Source organism: Streptomyces sp. RP5T (genome assembly GCF_003933965.1).
Taxonomy (GTDB): domain Bacteria; phylum Actinomycetota; class Actinomycetes; order Streptomycetales; family Streptomycetaceae; genus Streptomyces.
In genome coordinates this window covers 1-19,731 of record NZ_RSAJ01000111.1, presented here as the reverse complement: position 1 = coordinate 19,731, position 19,731 = coordinate 1, and the positions used below count along the sequence as shown (strand labels likewise).

Sequence of the window (19,731 nt, the reverse complement as noted above, 5' to 3'; positions counted from 1 at the left end):
GTCGACGACCTGCGCCGGCGCCCGGTGCGCGCCGTCCGGCTGCGCCCCGTGGGCGACGGCGAACCGGCGTTGCGGTACCGCGTGGTGCACGGTTACCGGCGGGCCTTCCGCATGGCGGGCGAGGGGCCGGCGCTCGTCCTCGTCCACGGCATCGGCGACTCCTCGGCGACCTGGGCGGAACTGATCCCCGACCTCGCCCGCACCCACACCGTGATCGCCCCCGACCTGCTCGGCCACGGCGACTCCGACAAGCCGCGCGCCGACTACTCGGTGGCCGCGTACGCCAACGGCGTCCGTGATCTGCTGACCGCCCTGGGCGTCGAGTCGGCCACCCTGGTCGGCCACTCGCTGGGCGGGGGAGTGGCCATGCAGTTCGCCTACCAGTTCCCCGAGCGCACCGAGCGGCTCATCCTGGTCAGCGCCGGCGGTGTGGGCCGCGAGGTCAACCCCGTGCTGCGGCTGGCCTCCCTGCCCGGCGCCCACCTGCTGCTGTCCTCGCTGGGGCTGCCCGGCATGCGCCTCCAAGCCGGCCTCGCCGTGCGTCTGATGCGGCTCCTGGACACCGACCTCGGGCAGGACGCCCCGGACCTGCTCAGGCTCGTCGACGCCCTCCCCGACGAGACCTCCCGCAACGCCTTCATCCGCACCCTGCGCGCGGTCGTCGACTGGCGCGGCCAGGTCGTCACCATGCTCGACCGCTGCTATCTGACCGAGGGCATGCCGACCATGCTGCTGTGGGGCGACCGCGACAGCGTGGTGCCCGTACGGCACGCCTTCGGGGCGCACGAGGCGATGCCCGGCAGCCGGCTGGAGATCTTCGAGGGCGCGGGCCACTTCCCGTTCCACACCGACCCAACCCGGTTCGTCGCGCTGGTCGAGGAGTTCACCGCCACCACGGCCCCCGCGGACTGGAGCCGGGAGCACTGGAAGGAGCTGTTGCGTCAGGGCGGTCCGGGCAGCGCGCTGCGGGAGGCGGGCGAGCGCAGCGCGACCTGACCCCCGGCGACCTGTCAGCCCTTCGGCCCCAGGTACCCCAGCGACACCTCGATGCGCCCCGCCAGACGGTCCCGCTGGGCCCGGCCGCGCAGCGGTGAACCCGCCAGCCAGGTCCGGCACTTGCTGGCCAGCAGCAGACCGAAGCTCTCGGCCTCCCGCTCGTCGTCGAGCTCGAAGCGGCTGCGGGCGGCGACCTTGCGGACCGTGGCCTGGAGATCGGCGTCGTCGTGCAGCAGGCGGGCGGCGACGGCCGCGCCCTCGACGTGGTGGGAGCAGTGGCCGGCGTTCATGTGCCACAGCTCGTGGCCGAGGATGACCAACTGGTGGTCGGGGGCGGTGCGTTCCTCGATCACGACGAGATCCTGGTCGGCCATGTCGAGCCACAGTCCGCTGGCGGTGCCGGGCGGGAAGGGCGCCGTACGGAAGTGGACGGGGCGGCCCCGGCGTCTGCTCATCGCGTCGCACAGGGCGCCGTAGAGGTCCTCGGGCCGCGCGGGGGCGTCGAGTTCCAGTTCCGCCACCAGCTCGCCGCTCAGGCGGCGCATGTGCTTTCCGATGCCCACAGTTGTCTCCCGGATCAGGACTCGGGCCGCTTGACGCTCTCCAGGAGCATGTCCAGCCACTCGGCGACCTTGTCACGGTGCTGGTCGGTGGGCAGCTGCGCGGCCCGCCAGGCGATGCCGCGCACGCCGTGGTCCTGCAGCAGCCGCTCCAGCGGGTCACGGGCGGACGCCGCGGCCTCCCGCTCCCGGTCGGCGAGTTTGTGCAGGAGCTCCTGCTCGGTGTGCTGGAGGGCACCCGCGAGCGCCTCCGGGTCCTCGGCCGTGAGGAATCCGGCGTGCACCCGGAAGAACCGCTGGATGGCGTCGCAGTGCTCCATGGTGGGGCGCCGGTCCCCGTTGATGAGGGCCCCCGCCTGCTGCCGGGACATGCCCGCGCCGTCGGCGATCTCCTGCTGGGTGTACTTGCGTCCGTTGGGCTTCAGCCGGGTGCGGCGCAGCAGGTCGAGCCGCTGCAGGAACCGCGCCTGGACGTCCGGTTCACCCGCGGGGCGCCCGCTCAGCAGGACCTTGACCACGGGTTCCGGGACTCCGGAGGCGACGGACAGCCGGCCGGTGTCGAAGACCTGCCCGTGCGGCACGCCGAGGCGGTCGGCGAGTGCGGTGACGCGGGCGACGACGGCCGTGAGCACGGCCGTTGCCGCGTCGTCCGGGCTCTCGAAGCCATCCGACACCGACTGATCTCCTACGTCTCTCACCCGACTTCTCACGGGCACGCGCCGTGAACTTCCCGGAGAGTAGCCCGTTGTTCGAACTCACATCCAGGTCTCGCCACAACTGTGGCCAATTTCAGCCGTCAACCGCTCCGGAATGCCACGATAGTTGACATGGCTCGTTCCGGGGAAGCAGGATCAAGGCGCCGCGTGAAGGCCGCATAGGCAAGAGGGGTGACCTCCCGATGGCATATCAGGCAGGTGGGCAGCGGTCGGAACTGCGGCCCGTCCCCGAAGGGCTCGAAGCCCAGGCGTACCTTCAGGACTACGCCACGCTCCTGGAAGCCGTCCCCTTCCCGTCCGTCGTCCTCGACCACCGCTGGGACGTCGTCCTCGCCAACGCCGCTTTCGCGTCACTTTTCCGTGCCGTCGGGCCGCATCCGACGGCCATGCCGGGTGACAACTTCCTCCGGTTCGTCCTCTTCCATCCGGATGCGAGCAGCGTCCTCGGCGAGCACGAGTCGCGCTGGTGCCTGCCGATGCTCGCGCACTTCGCCGCCGCGGTGGAGCGGCACGGCCACGACCACGGCCTCCAGTCGATCCGCCGGGAGATCGCCCAGGACCCGATCATGGAAGCCGCCTATCGGCACGGCCTGCCGCACTGGATCCGCGCGGTCGGCGAACAGGCCGTGGAGCACGACGGCTCCGTACGCCCGCTCGTGCACCCCGACCCGCGCTGGGGTGCCACCGACTGCCGGGTCGTGGACGAGACCCCGCGCACGCTGCGCGAGCTCGGCTACACCAGACTGACCCTGGTGCTGCGCCCGGCTGCCAGGAAGCGTCCGCGGCGCACCGCGGCCCATCTCACGGTGGTGCCCGCCCCCCGGTCCTGACGGGCACCGTCGGCGTTCAGGTCGCCGACGGCGCCTCGTCAGTAGTTGTCGGTCCGCGTGGAGCAGGGGTGTTCTCCCAGGGGCCGCTCGTCGTTCGTCCGCACCCCGTGGCCGGGAGAGCCGACCGAATGCCGCGCGTCATGGGCGGTTGCGACCGCCGGCCGGAGCGGGCCTGGGCGGCGGCGCGTCCACGGACGTGTCGACGCGGCCGGTCGGCTGCCACTGCCGGGCGACGCAGGGGGCGGGGCCGCCGGCGGGAACCGTCGGGCCCGGCGCCCGGCTCGGCGTCCCGGTGCGGACGTGGGCGCAACGTTTGAAGGGCCGTGAAAGCCCTCGGTCGCGGCCACCCCGGCGAGCGGCCCGGCCCACCGTCCCGGCCGGAGCCGACAGCGGCGGACCGCACCGGTCCTGGTGCGTTCGGTCGGCGAACGCCGAGTGCTCGGGTCGAGGGGCACCGGCGGGCCCGGCGCGGCCACGAAGCCCGTACGGAACACCGATGCGTGTTGGGCGAGCCGGGGGTGAGGGCCCGAACGCGGGGCGGCCGGGTCGGTGGTCACGGGCCGTCCGCAGCCGACGGGCACCTCCCGATCCACGTCGCCCGGCGCTTGCTCGGGCACTCGTGGACCGGGAGCGGGGTGCGAGTGCGGCGCTTCCGCAGGCGGTGACGCGATTACGCAAGCCGTTTGCGTTTCTTGCGCTATTCTTGCGTTCATGACGCGACGACTTGCCGAGGTTGCCAAGAAGGTCGGGGTCAGTGAGGCCACGGTCAGCCGGGTGCTCAACGGCAAACCGGGGGTCTCCGAGGGGACCCGGCAGGCGGTGCTGTCCGCACTGGACGTGCTCGGGTACGAGCGGCCCACGCAGTTGCGCGGTGAGCGGGCCCGCCTGGTGGGGCTGGTGCTCCCGGAACTGCAGAACCCGATCTTCCCGGCGTTCGCCGAGGTCATCGGCGGGGCGCTGGCCCAGCTCGGACTGACGCCGGTGCTGTGCACACAGACCAGGGGCGGGGTGTCCGAGGCCGACTACGTGGATCTCCTGCTCCAGCAGCAGGTCTCCGGGGTCGTCTTCGCCGGCGGGCTCTACGCCCAGGCGGACGCGCCGCACGACCACTACCGGCGGCTCGCCGACCGGAACATCCCGGTGGTGCTGGTCAACGCCTCCATCGCCGACCTCGGTTTCCCCCGCGTGTCCTGCGACGACACCGTGGCCGTCGAACAGGCCTGGCGTCATCTCGCCTCGCTGGGGCACGAGCGGATCGGGCTGGTTCTGGGGCCCGCGGACCACATGCCCTCGGCGCGGAAGCTGGCCGCCGCGCAGGGGCTCGGCGAGCTGCCCGAGGAGCGGATCGCGCGGGCCATGTTCTCCATCGAGGGCGGTCACGCGGCCGCCGCCCGGCTCATCGACCGCGGGGTCACGGGCTTCATCTGCGCCAGCGACCCCCTCGCGCTCGGCGTCATCCGGGCCGCCCGCCGCAAGGGGCTCGACGTGCCGGGCCAGGTGTCCGTCGTCGGCTACGACGACTCCGCGCTGATGAACTGCACCGAACCCCCGCTGACCACCGTCCGCCAGCCCATCGAGGCCATGGGCCGTGCCGCCGTGGAACTGCTGAACGCGCAGGTGGGAGGCGCTGCCGTACCCGCCGAGGAGCTGCTCTTCGAACCCGAGCTCGTGGTCCGGGGGTCCACCGCGCAAGCGCCCCGTGCCTAGGATCCAGCTGCCTGTCGAATAATTACAGATTCTGCGCGACATCTTGCGGACGGATGTCGGTGGTGCTTGAGTGTGCGGCGCCCACCGCTCCTGCCACGAGGGGTCCACCGATGAGAAGCACCGGGTACCGCCGTACCGTCGCCGCGCTCAGTGTCTGTTGTCTTGCGCTCGCCGTCTCCGCCTGCGGATCGGGCGACGACACGGCGAGCGGCAAGACCCGCATCACGGTCAACTGCATGCCGCCCAGGAGCGCCGAGGTCGACCGGCGGTTCTTCGAGCAGGACGTCGTGTCCTTCGAGAAGAAGCACCCCGACATCGACGTCGTCGCGCACGACGCGTTCCCCTGCCAGGACCCCAAGACCTTCGACGCCAAGCTCGCCGGCGGGCAGATGGAGGACGTCTTCTACACGTACTTCACCGACGCCAGGCACGTCGTGGACATCAACCAGGCGGCCGATCTCACCCCGTACGTCAAGGAGTTGAAGAGCTACGGCACCCTCCAGCGGCAACTCCGCGACATCTACACGGTCGACGGGAAGATCTACGGCATCCCGCGCACCGGCTACTCGATGGGCCTGATCTACAACAAGAAGCTGTTCGCGAAGGCCGGGCTCGACCCCGAGCAACCCCCCGCCACCTGGGCGGAGTTGCGCGCCGACGCCAAGAGGATCGCCGCACTCGGTGACGGCACGGTCGGGTACGCCGACTACAGCGCCCAGAACCAGGGAGGCTGGCACTTCACCGCGGAGCTGTACTCCCAGGGCGGCGACGTCGTCAGCACCGACGGCAAGAAGGCCACCGTCGACACCCCCGAAGGGCACGCCGTCCTCCAGAACCTCCACGACATGCGCTGGACCGACGACTCCATGGGCAGCAAGCAGCTCCTCGTCATCAACGACGTCCAGCAGATGATGGGTTCGGGCAAGCTCGGCATGTACCTCTCCGCCCCGGACAACATCCCGATCCTCGTCAAGGAGAAGGGCGGCAACTACAAGGACCTCGCCCTCGCGCCCATGCCCGGCGGCAAGGGCACACTCATCGGCGGCGACGGCTACATGATCAACAAGAAGGCGAGCCCCGACCAGATCAGGGCCGCCCTGAAGTGGCTCGACCACATGTTCCTCACCCCCGGTGCCGGCTTCCTCGGCGACTACGCCCGCGCCAGGAAGGCGGACGCCCCGGTCGGCCTGCCCGAGCCGCGCCTGTTCACCGGCGCCGCCGACGCCAGGGACCAGCAGGTCAAGAAGGCCAACGCCAATGTGCCCGTGGAGAACTACCAGGCCTTCCTCGACGGCAACCAGAGCCTGGAGATGAAGATCGAGCCGCCGAACGCCCAGCAGATCTACTCCGTCCTCGACGGTGCCGTCTCCGCCGTCCTCACGAAGAAGGACGCCGACATCGACCAGCTCCTGGGGGATGCCTCGGGCAAGATCGACGGCATCCTGGCCCGGGGCTGACCCGGTGAAGACGGTGGAAAGGCCGCCCCACGAGGCCGTCGCCGTACCCCCGATGCAGGCGCCGCCTCCCGCAGGGGACCGGAGGCGGCGCCGCCTCGCCGACCAGGCGCGCGCCTACGGCTTCCTCCTCGGCGGACTCGTCTGCTTCGCCCTCTTCTCCTGGTACCCGGCGATCCGCGCCGTCGTGATCGCCTTTCAGAAGTACACACCGGGCTCCGAGCCGCAGTGGGTCGGCACCGCCAACTTCACCCGCGTCTGGCACGACCCGGAGTTCACGGCGGCCTGGCGCAACACCCTCGCCTTCACCCTGCTGGCGCTGCTCATCGGCTTCGCGATCCCGTTCGTCATGGCGCTGGTGCTCAACGAACTGAGGCACGCCAAGGCGTTCTTCCGGGTCGTGGTCTACCTGCCCGTCATGATCCCGCCGGTGGTCAGCGCCCTGCTCTGGAAGTGGTTCTACGACCCCGGGGCCGGCCTCGCCAACGAGGCGCTGCGCTTCCTGCACCTGCCCACCTCGAACTGGTCCAACGGCGCCGACACCGCGCTCGTCTCCCTCGTCCTCGTGGCCACCTGGGCCAACATGGGTGGCACGGTCCTGATCTACCTGGCCGCCCTGCAGTCCATCCCTGGCGAGCTGTACGAGGCCGCCGAACTGGACGGCGCGAACCTCCTCCAGCGCGTCCGCCATGTGACGGTCCCGCAGACCAGGTTCGTGATCCTGATGCTGATGCTCCTTCAGATCATCGCGACCATGCAGGTGTTCACCGAACCGTTCGTGATCACCGGTGGCGGCCCCGAGAACGCCACGGTCACCGTCCTCTACCTGATCTACAAGTACGCCTTCCTCTACAACGACTTCGGCGGCGCCTGTGCCCTGAGCGTGCTGCTCCTGCTGCTCCTGGGTGCCTTCTCGGCCCTGTACCTGCGGCTGACCCGGTCCACGGAGGGGGATCTGGCGTGAGCACCCGTACCCTGATCTCCCCGGCGACGCTCGCCCGCCCGCGCGGCAGGGCCGTCTACTGGACCGTCTTCTCCGCGGTCGTCGCCCTCTTCGCGCTCGCTTTCCTCTTCCCGGTCTACTGGATGGTCACCGGCGCGATGAAGTCGCCCGACGAGGTGGCACGGACCCCGCCCACCCTCGTCCCCGAACAGTGGCGTCTCGACGGCTACACCGACGCCTGGCATCTGATGCAGCTTCCGCAGCACCTGTGGAACACGGTGGTGCAGGCCGCCGGTGCCTGGGCGTTCCAGCTCGTCCTGTGCACGGCCGCCGCCTACGCCCTGTCCCGTCTGAACCCCGTCTTCGGCAAGGTGGTCCTCGGCGGCATCCTGGCCACCCTGATGGTCCCGGCCCAGGCCCTGGTCGTACCGAAGTACCTGACCGTGGCGGACCTGGGGCTGCTGAACGACCCCCTCGCCATCTGGCTGCCGGCCGTCGCCAACGCCTTCAACCTGTACCTGCTCAAGCGGTTCTTCGACCAGCTCCCGCGCGATGTGCTGGAGGCCGCCGAGATCGACGGCGCCGGGAAGCTGCGCATCCTGTGGTCGGTCGTGCTGCCCCTGTCACGGCCGGTCCTCGGGGTGGTGTCGATCTTCGCCCTGGTCGCCGTCTGGCAGGACTTCCTGTGGCCGCTGATGGTCTTCTCCGACACCGACAAGCAGCCCATCGGCGTGGCACTCGTCCAGCTGTCGCAGAACATCCAACTGACCGTGCTCATCGCCGCGATGGTCATCGCCAGCATCCCGATGGTCGCCCTGTTCCTCGTCTTCCAGCGGCACATCGTCGCCGGGATCAGCGCGGGCAGCACGAAGGGCTGACACCGCCCGTCCGCCTACAGAAGGGAACCCCCGTGGGACAGCCCACCGCGTGGTGGCGCTCCGCCGTCATCTACCAGGTCTACGTCCGCAGCTTCGCCGACGGCGACGGGGACGGCACCGGCGACCTCGCCGGAGTCCGCGCCGGACTGCCGTATCTCGCCGAACTCGGCGTGGACGCCCTGTGGTTCAACCCCTGGTACCTCTCCCCGATGAAGGACGGCGGCTACGACGTCGCCGACTACCGTGCCATCGACCCGGCCTTCGGCACCCTCGCCGAGGCGGAGAAGCTGATCGCGGAGGCCCGCGAGCTGGGCATCCGCACGGTCGTCGACATCGTGCCCAACCACGTGTCCGACCAGCATCCCTCGTTCCGGGCCGCGTTGGAGGCCGGCCCCGGCAGCCCCGAACGCGAACTGTTCCACTTCCGGCCCGGACGCGGCGAGCACGGCGAACTCCCGCCCAACGACTGGCCGTCGCAGTTCGTCGGCTCCGCCGAGCCGGTGTGGACGCGGCTGCCCGACGGGGACTGGTACCTGCACCTGTTCACCCCGGAACAGCCCGACCTCAACTGGGCTCACCCGGCCGTACGCCAGGAGCACGAGGACATCCTGCGCTTCTGGTTCGAACGGGGAGTGGCGGGCGTCCGCATCGACTCGGCCGCCCTGCTCGCCAAGGACCCGGCACTGCCCGACCTCGCCGACGGGCCGGACCCGCACCCCTTCGTCGACCGCGACGAACTCCACGACATCTACCGCTCCTGGCGGGCGATCGCCGACGAGTACGACGGCGTCTTCGTCGGCGAGGTCTGGCTGCCCGACACCGAGCGCTTCACCCGCTATCTGCGCCCCGACGAGCTGCACACCGCCTTCAACTTCTCCTTCCTGACGTGCCCCTGGGACCCCGGGCGCCTGCGCACCTCGATCGACACGACCCTCGCCGAACACGCCCCGGTCGGCGCCCCCGCCACCTGGGTGCTGTGCAACCACGACATCACCCGCACGGTCACCCGCTACGGCCGCACCGACACCGGCTTCGACTTCGCGGCCAAGGCCTTCGGCACCCCGGCCGACCTCGCCCTCGGCACCCGGCGCGCCCGGGCGGCGGCCCTGCTCTCGCTCGCCCTGCCCGGAGCCGTCTACGTCTACCAGGGCGAGGAACTGGGCCTGCCCGAGGCGGACATCCCGCGGGACCGCATCCAGGACCCGATGCACTTCCGGTCCGGCGGCACGGACCCCGGGCGGGACGGGTGCCGGGTGCCGCTGCCCTGGGTGGCCGGGGCGCCGTACGCGGGCTTCGGGTCCCAGCGGGAACCGTGGCTGCCCCAGCCCGCCGACTGGGCGTCGTACGCGGTCGACCGGCAGCGCGCGGACCCGGCGTCGATGCTCAGCCTGTACCGCGAGGCCATCAGGATCCGGCCGGTCCTCGGGGACGGCCCGCTCACCTGGCTGCCCGCGCCCGAGGGCGTCCTCGCGTTCGCCCGTGCGGAGCGCTCCCTGTGCGTGGTGAACCTCGCCGACGCCCCGGCCGACCTTCCCGCACACACCCGTCTGCTGCTCGCCAGCGGCCCCCTGGACCCGCGGGGCCGGCTGCCCAAGGACACGGCGGTCTGGCTGCAGGGCTGAGACCGCGACACCCCCACACGAAGGGACCAGCACATGCACAGATCTGTCAGGAGCATGTCAGCAGCGATCACGGTGGCCCTCACCACCGGTCTCCTCACCGCCACGGTGCCCACCGCCCACGCGGCCGCGGGCGCCACGCTCCCCTTCACCTCGGTCGAGGCCGAGTCCGCCACCACGACCGGCACCAGGATCGGCCCGGACTTCACCCAGGGCACGCTCGCCTCGGAGGCGTCCGGGCGCCAGGCGGTACGGATCGGCTCGGGCCAGCGCGTCGAGTTCACCGTGCCGCGCGCGGCCAACGCCGTGAACGTCGCCTACAGCGTCCCGGACGGCCAGTCCGGCGCCCTGAACGTCTACGTCAACGGCACCAGGCTCACCAGGACCCTCCCGGTCACCTCCAAGTACTCCTACGTCGACACCAGCTGGATCCCCGGCGCCAGGACCCACCACTTCTTCGACAACGCCCGCCTCGTGCTCGGCCAGAACGTCCAGGCGGGCGACAAGGTCGCCTTCGAGTCCACCGGCACACAGGCCACCCTCGACGTGGCCGACTTCGAACAGGTCGCGGCGGCCACCGGCCAGCCCGCCGGGTCCGTGTCCGTCACTTCCAAGGGCGCCGACCCCAGCGGCAACGGCGACTCCACCCAGGCCTTCCGGGACGCGATCTCCGCCGCCCAGGGGGGAGTGGTGTGGATCCCACCGGGCGACTACCGGCTGACGTCCTCCCTGAGCGGGGTCCAGAACGTCACCCTCCAGGGCGCCGGCAGCTGGCACTCGATCGTGCACACCTCCCGTTTCATCGACCAGTCCGGCTCCTCGGGAGGCGTCCACATCAAGGACTTCGCGGTCGTCGGCGAGGTCACCGAGCGCGTCGACTCCAGCCCGGACAACTTCGTCAACGGCTCTCTGGGGCCCGGAAGTTCGGTGTCCGGCATGTGGCTCCAGCACCTCAAGGTCGGCCTGTGGCTGACCGGGAACAACGACAACCTCGTCGTGGAGAACAACCGCTTCCTCGACATGACGGCCGACGGCCTCAACCTCAACGGCAACGCCCGCGGCGTGCGCGTCCGCAACAACTTCCTGCGCAACCAGGGCGACGACGCGCTCGCCATGTGGTCCCTGTACGCCCCCGACACCGACAGCAGCTTCGAGAACAACACCATCACCCAGCCGAACCTCGCCAACGGCATCGCGATCTACGGCGGCACCGACATCACGGTCAGGAACAACCTGGTCTCCGACACCAACGCCCTCGGCAGCGGCATCGCGATCTCCAACCAGAAGTTCCTCGACCCGTTCTTCCCACTGGCCGGCACCATCACCGTCACCGGCAACACCCTGGTCCGCACCGGCGCGATGAACCCCAACTGGAACCATCCGATGGGGGCGTTGCGGGTCGACTCCTACGACAGTGCCATCAACGCCACGGTCGCCATCACCGACACGACCATCACCGACAGCCCCTACAGCGCCTTCGAGTTCGTGTCCGGCGGGGGACAGGGCCACCCCGTCCGCAACGTCACCGTGGACGGCGCGACCGTCCGCACCACCGGCACGGTCGTCGTGCAGGCGGAGGCCCAGGGCGCCGCCACCGTCCGCAACGTCACGGCCACCTCGGTGGGCGCCGCCGGCGTCTACAACTGCCCCTACCCGGCGAACTCCGGCACCTTCACCCTCACCGACGGCGGCGGCAACTCCGGCTGGAGCAGCACCTGGTCGGACTGCTCGACGTGGCCCCAGCCGGGTCAGGGCAACCCCGACCCCGACCCGAACCGCAACCTCGCCAAGGGCCGCCCGGCCACCGCGACCGGCTCCCAGGACGTCTACACCCCGGGCAAGGCGGTCGACGGCGACGCGAACAGCTACTGGGAGTCCGCCAACAACGCCTTCCCGCAGTCCTGGACGGTGGACCTGGGTGCGGCCGAACCCGTGCGCAGACTGGTCCTGAAGCTGCCCCCGCAGAGCGCCTGGCAGGCCCGCACCCAGACCGTCACCGTGCTGGGCAGCACCGACGGCAGCGCCTACAGCACCGTCGTGGGCGCACAGGGCCACCGCTTCGATCCGGCGAGCGGCAACACGGCCACCGTCTCCCTGCCCAGCGGCACCAGCCTGCGGTATCTGCGCCTGTCGGTGAGCGCCAACACCGGTTGGCCGGCAGGGCAGTTCAGTGAAGTGGAGGCGTATCGGACCCCGTGACCGGAGCGTCCCGCACGACCCCGCGCTTGGCCGCCTGGATCTGCTCGTACACATGGGTGCGCAGTTCGGCGAAGCGCGGGGTCACACGGGTGTGCAACTGGTCCCGCTCGTCCGGCAGGTCGACCTTCAGCTGCTCCTGCACGACGGTCGGCGAGGCGGACAGCACGATCACGCGTTCGCCCAGGTAGACGGCCTCGTCGATGTCATGGGTGACGAACAGGATCGTGATGCCGCGCTCGCGCCACAGCCGTCGTACGAGATCCTCCAGGTCGGCCCGGGTCTGCGCGTCCACGGCCGCGAACGGCTCGTCCATCAGCAGGACCTCGGGCTCGTAGGCGAGGGCGCGGGCGATCGCCACGCGCTGCTGCATCCCGCCGGACAGCTGCCAGGGATACGCCCCCGCGGCCTCCGCGAGGTCCACCGAATCGAGCGCGTCGGCGACCAGCTCGCGGCGCCGCGACCTGGTCAGGTTCTTCTGTTTCAGCGGCAGTTCGACGTTGTCGGCGACGCGCATCCAGGGGAAGAGGCTGCGGCCGTACTCCTGGAAGACGAAGGCCATCCCGGGCGGGGGGCCGCTCACCTTCCGTCCCGCCAGGTGGACCTCGCCGGCCGTCGGGGTGAGCAGGCCGCCCATGCACTTCAGCAGGGTGGTCTTGCCGCAGCCGGAGGGGCCGACGAGACACACGAGTTCACCCGCCTCGACGGTGAAGGTCAGATCGCGCAGCGCCTCCACACGGCGCCCCGACCCCTCGTAGACCTTGCGCAGGCCGGATACGCCAAGAAGTGCGTGCATGGACCGCCCTTTCGCGTTCGGGTGACTCACGGGGACCGCCGGGCCGAGGCGCGCAGGCCGTGGTACCAGGAGAGGACCCGCCGCTCGACCAGCTGGAAGACGACGGAGAGCAGGAACCCGAGCAGGCCGAGGACCAGGATCCCGGTCCACATGTCGGGGACCGCGAAACTGCGCTGGAACTGCACGATGGTGAAGCCGATGCCGTTGCTGGCCGCGAACATCTCGCTGATGACCATCAGGATGATCCCGATGGACAGCGCCTGGCGCAGGCCCGCGAAGATCTGCGGACTCGCCGCGCGCAGCACCAGGTTGCGCAGCCGCGACTGCCCCGTGATGCCGTAGGAACGCGCCGTCTCCAGCATCACCGGGTCGACCGCGCGCACGCCCTCGACGGTGTTGAGCAGGACCGGCCAGACGCAGCCGCTCGCGATCACGGTGACCTTCATGGTGTCGCCGATGCCCGCGAACAGCATGATGACCGGGATCAGGACCGGCGGGGGAACGGCCCGCAGGAACTCCAGGACCGGTTCGCACACCGCCCGCACCCGCCGGTGGGAACCGATGGCCGTGCCGACGGCGACCCCCACCACGGCCGACAGCGCGTAACCGGCCGTGAGCCGCCACATGCTGGGCAGCACGTCGTCCCGCAGCCGGTCCGCGGTCCACACGTCCGGGAAGGTCTTCAGGATGGTACGCAGCGGCGGCCAGAACACGTTGGTGCTGCCGTCCGAGGCCAGCCACCAGACCAGGACCAGCAGCGCGGGCAGCGCGAGCACGAGGACGAGCCGCAGAGCGAACCGCTTCACACCGCCACCTCCCCGCGCACCGACTGGTGCCAGGCCAGCGCCCGCCGTTCCACGGTACGCGCGCCGACGTTGATGACCAGCCCCAGCAGCCCGGTCACCACGATCAGCGCGTACATCTCCGGTACCGCCTGCGAGTTCTGCGCCACCGCGATCCGGGCGCCCAACCCCGGTGCCCCGATGACGAGTTCGCCGGTGATGGCGAGGATGAGCGCGACCGCCGCGGCGAGGCGCACGCCGGTGAAGACGTACGGCAGCGCGGTCGGCCACAGCACGTGCCGGATCCGCGCCCAGGTACCCAGACCGTACGACCGTGCCGTCTCGTCGGCGACCGGGTCGACGTCCTGGACGCCGTAGAGCGTCTGGATGAGGACCTGCCAGAAACTCGCGTACACGACGAGCAGCAGCACCGAGCGCAGTTCGCTGCCGTACAGCAGCACCGCCAGCGGGATGAGGGCGACCGAGGGGATCGGGCGCAGGAACTCGATCGTCGAGGCCGTCGCCTCGCGCAGGTACGGCACGACCGAGACGATCACGCCGAGGACGATCCCGGCCGCCGCGGCGATGGCCAGGCCCAGGGCCCAGCCGGTCAGCGTGTCGCCGAGCGCCGTCCAGAAGGCGCCGTCGGAGAGTTCGTCGGCGAACGCCCGCGCGATCCGGCTGGTCGGCGGGAAGTACTCCTCCTTGACCAGACCGAGCCGCGGCACCGCCTCGCCCAGGGCGAGGAAGGCCGCGAGTCCGGCGGCGCCCAGCGCCGCGTTCCGGAACCTCACGGAAGCAACGCGTCGACGTCGGGGGCCTTCTTGAAGAACCCGTCCTGCTCGCCCAGCCGCGCGAGTGCCTCGACGGACTCCCTGTTGGGCTCGGCCGGCCATTTCGGCAGGGTCACCTGCGCAAGGACCGAGGCCGGGATCTTGGTGTACGTCGTGATGACCTGGCGTGCCTCGTCCGGGTGGGCGTCGGCATAGGCCAGGGACTCGGCGGTGGCCGCCTGGAACTTCTTCACCACGTCGGGGTGCTGCTGCTGGTACCGCGTGGAGGTGAAGTAGAGGGCAACCGTGGTGTTCGCCGCCACGTCGACCATCGGGGACGCGATCACCTGGCCGCCCTGGCTCTTGATGGTGGCGAGCGCCGGTTCGACCGCGCAGACCGCGTCGACCTGGCCGCCGTCGAGGGCGGCCGGCATCTGGTCGAAGGCCAGTTCCACGAACTTCACCTTGTCCGGGTCGCCGCCGTCCTTGCGCACCGACTCGCGCACCGCGGACTCGTTGATGTTCTTGAGGGTGTTGATGGCGACCTTCTTGCCCTCCAGGTCCTTCGCGGACTTGACCGGGCTGTCCTTCTTCACCGCGATGCCCGCGAAGTCCTTGCCCCGTAAGCCTGTTGAGGCGATGCCGTTGGAGACGGCCTTTACCGGCACCCCCGACGACCGGGCGAGCAGCAGGGAGGTGACATTGGAGAAGCCGAACTGGAACTGCCCGCTGGCGACTCCGGGCACGATCGCCGCGCCGCCGGAGGCCGTGGATATCCGGAGCTTGAGTCCGTGCTTGCCGTAGAAGCCCTTCTTCTGGCCGAGGTAGACCGGCGCGACATCGACGATCGGAATGAGACCGAGTTCGACGGTGGTGGTGCCGCCGGACGACGATCCCGACTCCGCGGCCCCCGGATCTCCTGATGAACCACAGGCCGACGCGGTGACGAGGAAGGCTCCGGCCGCGAGGGCGGTGAGCGGACGACGCATGGCTCCTCCTGTGCAGACTTCGCTGTTCCGACAGGCTGTGCTCACGACAGGCTGTGCGCAGACCGCACAGGTGGTCCTCAGCGCGAAAGGTATGGGGCGCACGGGGTCGAGGTCAACACCTATGGCTGACAATATTGTTGACAGTCGGGTGGGTCGCGGGTGCGGAGCGAACTCTGTCTAAAGGTCCAGTACGAGCTTCTTCCCCCGGCACCGGGACACACAGATCATCATCGTCTCCCCGGCCTCCCGTTCCTCGTCGGTGAGCACGGAGTCCCGGTGGTCCGGGGTGCCGTCGAGGACGTCGGTCTCACAGGTGCCGCAGGTGCCCTCGGTGCAGGAGAACAGCACCTCGACACCGCCGGCGCGGACCGCGTCGAGCACGGAGACGTCCGGAGCGACGGTGATCGTGGTGCCGGTCCGCGCGAGCTCGACCTCGAACTGCGTGTTCTCGCCCTCCGGTTGCTCCTTCGGCGTGAACCGCTCCACGTGCAGCAGTCCGGCGGGGCAGCGCGCCTCCACGGCGTCGAGGAGCGCGCCGGGACCGCAGCAGTAGACCAGCGTGTCCCCGCCGAGACCGTCCAGCACCGACGGCAGGTCCAGCAGCCCCGTCTCGTCCTGCGGAGCCACGGTGACGCGGTCCCCGTAACGGCTCAACTCCTCGGTGAACGCCATGGAATTGCGAGTCCGACCCCCGTACAGCAGCGTCCACTCCGCCCCCGCGGCCTGCGCCGCCGCGAGCATGGGCAGGATCGGGGTGATGCCGATGCCGCCCGCGACGAACCGGTACCGCGGCGCGGGCCGCAGGGCGAAGTGGTTGCGCGGCCCGCGCACCCGCACCTTGTCGCCCTGCCTCAACTGCTCGTGCACATGCGCGGATCCGCCGCGTCCCGCCGGCTCGCGGAGCACGGCGATCCGCCAGGACGTGCGGTCCGCCGGGTCGCCGCACAGCGAGTACTGCCGCTCCAGGCCGGGGCCGAGCACCACGTCGATGTGGGCGCCGGGCTCCCACGCCGGGAGCCGTTCGCCCAGCGGGTGGCGCAGGGTGAGGGCGAGCACGCCGTCGGCCGCCGAGTCCCGGCGGTCGACGACGAGTTCGGCTTCGTACGCGTCACTCATGAACTGTTTCCTCGCGGCTCGTGTGCGGACGGCTCGTCTCCCTGGGGTGAGTGCCCGTTCGGGTGGGCGAGCATCCACTCCCACATCTCGACCGGGTCCTGCGAGGTGTGCTCGCGGCCGCAGTGACAGGTGCCGTGCAGGGTGTCGGTGCCCGGCAGCCAGTCGATGCGGTAGACCTCCCCGGTGGACGCGGCACTCACAGGACCTTCTCCACGGGCTTGTCGCCCTCCTCGACGAGACGGGCGAGGATCCGGCGGGCGGCCAGGCCACCGGTGTCGATGTTGATGCTGAGCTCCTGGTAGCCGGAGCGCTCGGTGCCGAGCGTCCGCTGGAGCAGGTTGAGCGCGTCGACGTCCTGCATGACGACCGTGTGGTTGTTGCCCCGCAGGAACTCGGTGACCTCGGCGTCCTCGGTCGCCCAGTCCCGCGAGACCATCCAGAAGTCGTACACATGACCGTCGGCGGACGGCGTGATGGCGTACGTGATCTCGGTGTGGAAGCCGTTCGGGTCGCTGCCGTCGGCCTCCGGGAGCACACCGACCGGGGCGATCCGGCTGTGCAGCAGATACAGACAGGGCGCGTGGTACTCGATGTCCTGCCAGCGCGTGATCCGGCCCTCGATGCCGGTGGACCTGGCGTAGAACGGCGGGCACGCGGCGTCGTCCATGTGCCGGCTCACCCGCACGATGCCCGCGCCCTCGTCGACCTCCGTGGTGATCGGCGTCTCGGCGACCTCGGGGGTGCCGATGTAGCCGCCGTGCAGATAGGTCTCGTGGGAGAGGTCGAGGAGGTTGTCGACGAGCAGGCCGTAGTCGGCGTCGATCGGCTCCATGCCGCGGACGGTGACCCAGCCGGGGGAGTCGAGGTGCCGGGCCCTCGGGATGGTGCCGGCGTCGGCGAGCGCCGGGTCCCCGATCCACACCCAGACCAGGGACTCCTGCTCGACCACGGGGTAGGAGGCCACGCGGGCGGTGCGCGGCACGCGCTTCTGGCCGGGCACGTACACACACGTGCCCGTCGTGTCGTACGTGAACCCGTGGTACCCGCACACGATCCGGTCGCCGTCGAGCCGGCTCGGCTTCTCGTGCAGCGGGAACCGGCGGTGCACACATCGGTCGGCGAGCGCGACCGGCGTCCCGTCCTCCTCGGTCCGGTAGAAGACGAGCGGCTCACCGAGGATGGTCCGGCCGAGCAGTTCCTCACGCCCCACCTCGTGGCTGTAGGCGGCGACGTACCACTGGTTGCGGGCGAAGGCGGTCATGTGCGGCATCGTTGCGGCTCCCGTCTGTCTGCTGTGGTGGCATCGTCTTGGCGGTCGCGGGGGCTCGGCAACACCGCTTCCGCCACACGGAAGGGTGCGACGACCCCGCACCGGATGCCGGAACTCGTCGGCGCCGACTCCGCGCCCGAGGTCGTCGCGCTCGGCCTCGCCCAGGCGGCCACCGGCAGCTGGGACCTCGGCGCCGAGGGCCTGCCCCCTCACGAGCTGGTCGTCAACTGGCGTCCCTGCGTACAGTGTTACGGCGCCACGCCGTGGTCCGGCGTGCGCGGCCTGGTGGTCGCCGGGGAGGGGCCGGAACCGGAGGAGATCACCACGTTCGACGAGGGCTCGGTCGGGGCGGACCGGGCCGGGCAGCTCGGGGCGCGAGGCATCGAGGTCGTCGCAGATGTCCTGCGGGACGAGGCGCTCACGGTGTTCCGCGACTACCGCAAGGCGGTCGACGAGGGTGACGTGGTCGTCCACAACGCCCGCGGGTCAGCCGGGTGAGCCCCCGTCCCACGAGAAGACCGGGGCCGCGGCCCCTCCCGTACCCCCGACTTTCACATCAGCGCCACCGCACCCTTCCCTGACGTTTGTTGCTCTTGGAACACTCGCTGCGCGCACCTTCCGTCACCTTCGGGCCATCGATGCGCAGGATTGAGAGGTTCCCTCACTCATGTCCGACGTCAACCGGCGCAGATTCCTCCAACTCGCGGGCGCCACCACCGCCTTCACCGCCCTGTCGAACAGCATCCAGCGCGCCGCGGCGCTCCCGGGCCACCACCGCACCGGGACGATCGAGGACGTCGAGCACGTCGTCGTCCTCATGCAGGAGAACCGGTCCTTCGACCACTACTTCGGCTCGCTCAGGGGTGTTCGCGGCTTCGGGGACCCGCGCCCGGTGACGCTGGAGAACGGCCGGTCCGTCTGGCACCAGACGGACCGGAACGGCAAGGAGATCCTGCCGTTCCGCCCCGAGGCCGACGACCTGGGCATGCAGTTCATCCAGGATCTCCCGCACGGCTGGAACGACGGACACGCCGCCTTCAACGGGGGCAAGTACGACAAATGGGTCCCGAACAAGGGGTCCACGACGATGGCGTACCTGACCCGCGAGGACATCCCCTTCCACTACGCCCTCGCCGACTCCTTCACCGTCTGCGACGCCTACCACTGCTCGTTCATCGGCTCGACCGACCCGAACCGCTACTACATGTGGACGGGCTACACGGGCAACGACGGCCAGGGCGGCGGCCCGGTCCTCGGCAATGACGAGGCCGGCTACGGCTGGACCACCTACCCGGAGCGGCTGGAGAAGGCCGGCGTCTCCTGGAAGATCTACCAGGACATCGGCGACGGCCTGGACGCGAACGGCAGTTGGGGCTGGATCCCGGACGCCTACCGGGGCAACTACGGCGACAACTCGCTGCTCTACTTCAACCAGTACCGCAACGCCAAGCCCGGCGACCCGCTGTACGACAAGGCCCGCACCGGCACCGACCGCACCAAGGGCGAGGGCTACTTCGACCAGCTCAAGGCCGACGTGAAGGCCGGAAAGCTCCCGCAGGTGTCCTGGATCGTCGCTCCCGAGGCCTTCACCGAGCACCCCAACTGGCCCGCGAACTACGGCGCCTGGTACATCGCCCAGGTCCTGGACGCGCTCACCGCGAACCCGCAGGTGTGGGCGAAGACGGCCCTGTTCATCACCTACGACGAGAACGACGGCTTCTTCGACCACGTGGTCCCCGCCTTCCCGCCCGGCTCGGCGGCGCAGGGCAAGTCCACCGTCGACCCCGCCCTCGACCTGTACAAGGGCGACAGCAGCCACCCGGCCGGCCCCTACGGCCTCGGCCAGCGCGTGCCCATGCTCGTCGTCTCGCCCTGGAGCAAGGGCGGTTGGGTCTGCTCCGAGACGCTCGACCACACCTCGATCATCCGCTTCCTGGAGCGGCGCTTCGGCGTCCACGAGCCCAACATCTCGCCCTGGCGGCGCGCGGTCTGCGGCGACCTGACCGCGGCCTTCGACTTCTCCCGCAAGGACACCAGGCCGGTCGCCCTCCCGGACACCGACGGCTACGAGCCGCCGGACCGCGAGCGCCACCCCGACTACGTGCC

19 protein-coding genes are annotated in these 19,731 nt (G+C 70.5%); 10 read left to right on the top strand and 9 right to left on the bottom strand.

What is annotated here, in order from left to right:
- The coding region (locus EHS43_RS14670) for an alpha/beta fold hydrolase (protein ID WP_260470534.1) at positions 1-996 on the top strand (996 nt) is incomplete at its 5' end.
- Between the two features lie 14 nt (positions 997-1,010).
- Here the strand turns inward: EHS43_RS14670 and EHS43_RS14665 are convergent.
- Both EHS43_RS14665 and EHS43_RS14660 read right to left on the bottom strand, forming a co-directional pair.
- Positions 1,011-1,541, bottom strand: coding sequence for a toxin-antitoxin system, toxin component (locus tag EHS43_RS14665; RefSeq protein ID WP_125191220.1), 531 nt, complete (start codon positions 1,539-1,541; stop codon positions 1,011-1,013).
- Between the two features lie 32 nt (positions 1,542-1,573).
- The gene (locus tag EHS43_RS14660) at positions 1,574-2,230 is read right to left on the bottom strand and encodes a helix-turn-helix transcriptional regulator (RefSeq protein WP_125191217.1); all 657 of its coding nucleotides are present in this window, start codon (positions 2,228-2,230) and stop codon (positions 1,574-1,576) included.
- 224 nt (positions 2,231-2,454) lie between these two features.
- Between EHS43_RS14660 and EHS43_RS14655 the strand changes: the two genes are divergently transcribed.
- From EHS43_RS14655 to EHS43_RS14625, 7 genes are all read left to right on the top strand, one after another.
- A complete protein-coding gene (locus EHS43_RS14655; RefSeq protein ID WP_185806251.1) occupies positions 2,455-3,102 on the top strand; it encodes a hypothetical protein in 648 nt (215 codons plus the stop codon).
- Between the two features lie 711 nt (positions 3,103-3,813).
- Complete coding sequence (locus EHS43_RS14650; RefSeq protein ID WP_125191215.1) at positions 3,814-4,809, top strand: LacI family DNA-binding transcriptional regulator; 996 nt, start codon at positions 3,814-3,816, stop codon at positions 4,807-4,809.
- A 110-nt stretch (positions 4,810-4,919) separates the two neighbouring features.
- Positions 4,920-6,266: an ABC transporter substrate-binding protein gene (locus tag EHS43_RS14645; protein ID WP_125191214.1), complete on the top strand. Its 1,347-nt coding sequence runs from the start codon at positions 4,920-4,922 to the stop codon at positions 6,264-6,266.
- Between the two features lie 52 nt (positions 6,267-6,318).
- The gene (locus EHS43_RS14640; protein WP_125191219.1) at positions 6,319-7,227 is read left to right on the top strand and encodes a carbohydrate ABC transporter permease; all 909 of its coding nucleotides are present in this window, start codon (positions 6,319-6,321) and stop codon (positions 7,225-7,227) included.
- Positions 7,224-8,084, top strand: a complete 861-nt coding sequence (locus EHS43_RS14635) for a carbohydrate ABC transporter permease (protein WP_125191213.1) — start codon at positions 7,224-7,226, stop codon at positions 8,082-8,084. Before EHS43_RS14640 ends, EHS43_RS14635 begins: the two co-directional genes overlap by 4 nt.
- A gap of 32 nt (positions 8,085-8,116) precedes the next feature.
- The gene (locus EHS43_RS14630; protein WP_125191212.1) at positions 8,117-9,706 is read left to right on the top strand and encodes an alpha-amylase family glycosyl hydrolase; all 1,590 of its coding nucleotides are present in this window, start codon (positions 8,117-8,119) and stop codon (positions 9,704-9,706) included.
- A 54-nt stretch (positions 9,707-9,760) separates the two neighbouring features.
- Positions 9,761-11,902 (top strand): discoidin domain-containing protein, encoded by a 2,142-nt coding sequence (locus tag EHS43_RS14625; protein WP_260470533.1) that lies wholly within the window; start codon positions 9,761-9,763, stop codon positions 11,900-11,902.
- Here EHS43_RS14625 and EHS43_RS14620 read toward each other — a convergent pair.
- From EHS43_RS14620 to EHS43_RS14590, 7 genes are all read right to left on the bottom strand, one after another.
- A complete protein-coding gene (locus EHS43_RS14620) occupies positions 11,871-12,695 on the bottom strand; it encodes an ABC transporter ATP-binding protein (RefSeq protein ID WP_185806250.1) in 825 nt (274 codons plus the stop codon). The genes EHS43_RS14625 and EHS43_RS14620 overlap by 32 nt on opposite strands.
- Positions 12,696-12,721: 26 nt before the next feature.
- Positions 12,722-13,501 (bottom strand): ABC transporter permease, encoded by a 780-nt coding sequence (locus EHS43_RS14615; protein ID WP_125191210.1) that lies wholly within the window; start codon positions 13,499-13,501, stop codon positions 12,722-12,724.
- Positions 13,498-14,271, bottom strand: a complete 774-nt coding sequence (locus tag EHS43_RS14610) for an ABC transporter permease (RefSeq protein ID WP_125191209.1) — start codon at positions 14,269-14,271, stop codon at positions 13,498-13,500. Before EHS43_RS14610 ends, EHS43_RS14615 begins: the two co-directional genes overlap by 4 nt.
- Positions 14,268-15,239, bottom strand: coding sequence for an ABC transporter substrate-binding protein (locus tag EHS43_RS14605; RefSeq protein WP_125191208.1), 972 nt, complete (start codon positions 15,237-15,239; stop codon positions 14,268-14,270). The genes EHS43_RS14610 and EHS43_RS14605 overlap by 4 nt, the downstream gene beginning before the upstream one ends.
- 177 nt (positions 15,240-15,416) lie before the next feature.
- The gene (locus EHS43_RS14600; RefSeq protein WP_125191207.1) at positions 15,417-16,355 is read right to left on the bottom strand and encodes a PDR/VanB family oxidoreductase; all 939 of its coding nucleotides are present in this window, start codon (positions 16,353-16,355) and stop codon (positions 15,417-15,419) included.
- On the bottom strand, positions 16,352-16,555 hold the full coding sequence (locus EHS43_RS14595) for a hypothetical protein (RefSeq protein ID WP_125191206.1): 204 nt from the start codon (positions 16,553-16,555) through the stop codon (positions 16,352-16,354). Before EHS43_RS14595 ends, EHS43_RS14600 begins: the two co-directional genes overlap by 4 nt.
- Positions 16,552-17,625: an aromatic ring-hydroxylating dioxygenase subunit alpha gene (locus tag EHS43_RS14590; RefSeq protein ID WP_125191205.1), complete on the bottom strand. Its 1,074-nt coding sequence runs from the start codon at positions 17,623-17,625 to the stop codon at positions 16,552-16,554. The genes EHS43_RS14595 and EHS43_RS14590 overlap by 4 nt, the downstream gene beginning before the upstream one ends.
- Before the next feature lie 105 nt (positions 17,626-17,730).
- Here EHS43_RS14590 and EHS43_RS14585 point away from each other — a divergent pair, with 105 nt between their 5' ends.
- Complete coding sequence (locus EHS43_RS14585; RefSeq protein WP_260470532.1) at positions 17,731-18,123, top strand: hypothetical protein; 393 nt, start codon at positions 17,731-17,733, stop codon at positions 18,121-18,123.
- A gap of 169 nt (positions 18,124-18,292) precedes the next feature.
- Positions 18,293-19,731: phosphocholine-specific phospholipase C (locus EHS43_RS14580; protein ID WP_125191204.1), on the top strand; the 1,439-nt coding region annotated here is incomplete at its 3' end.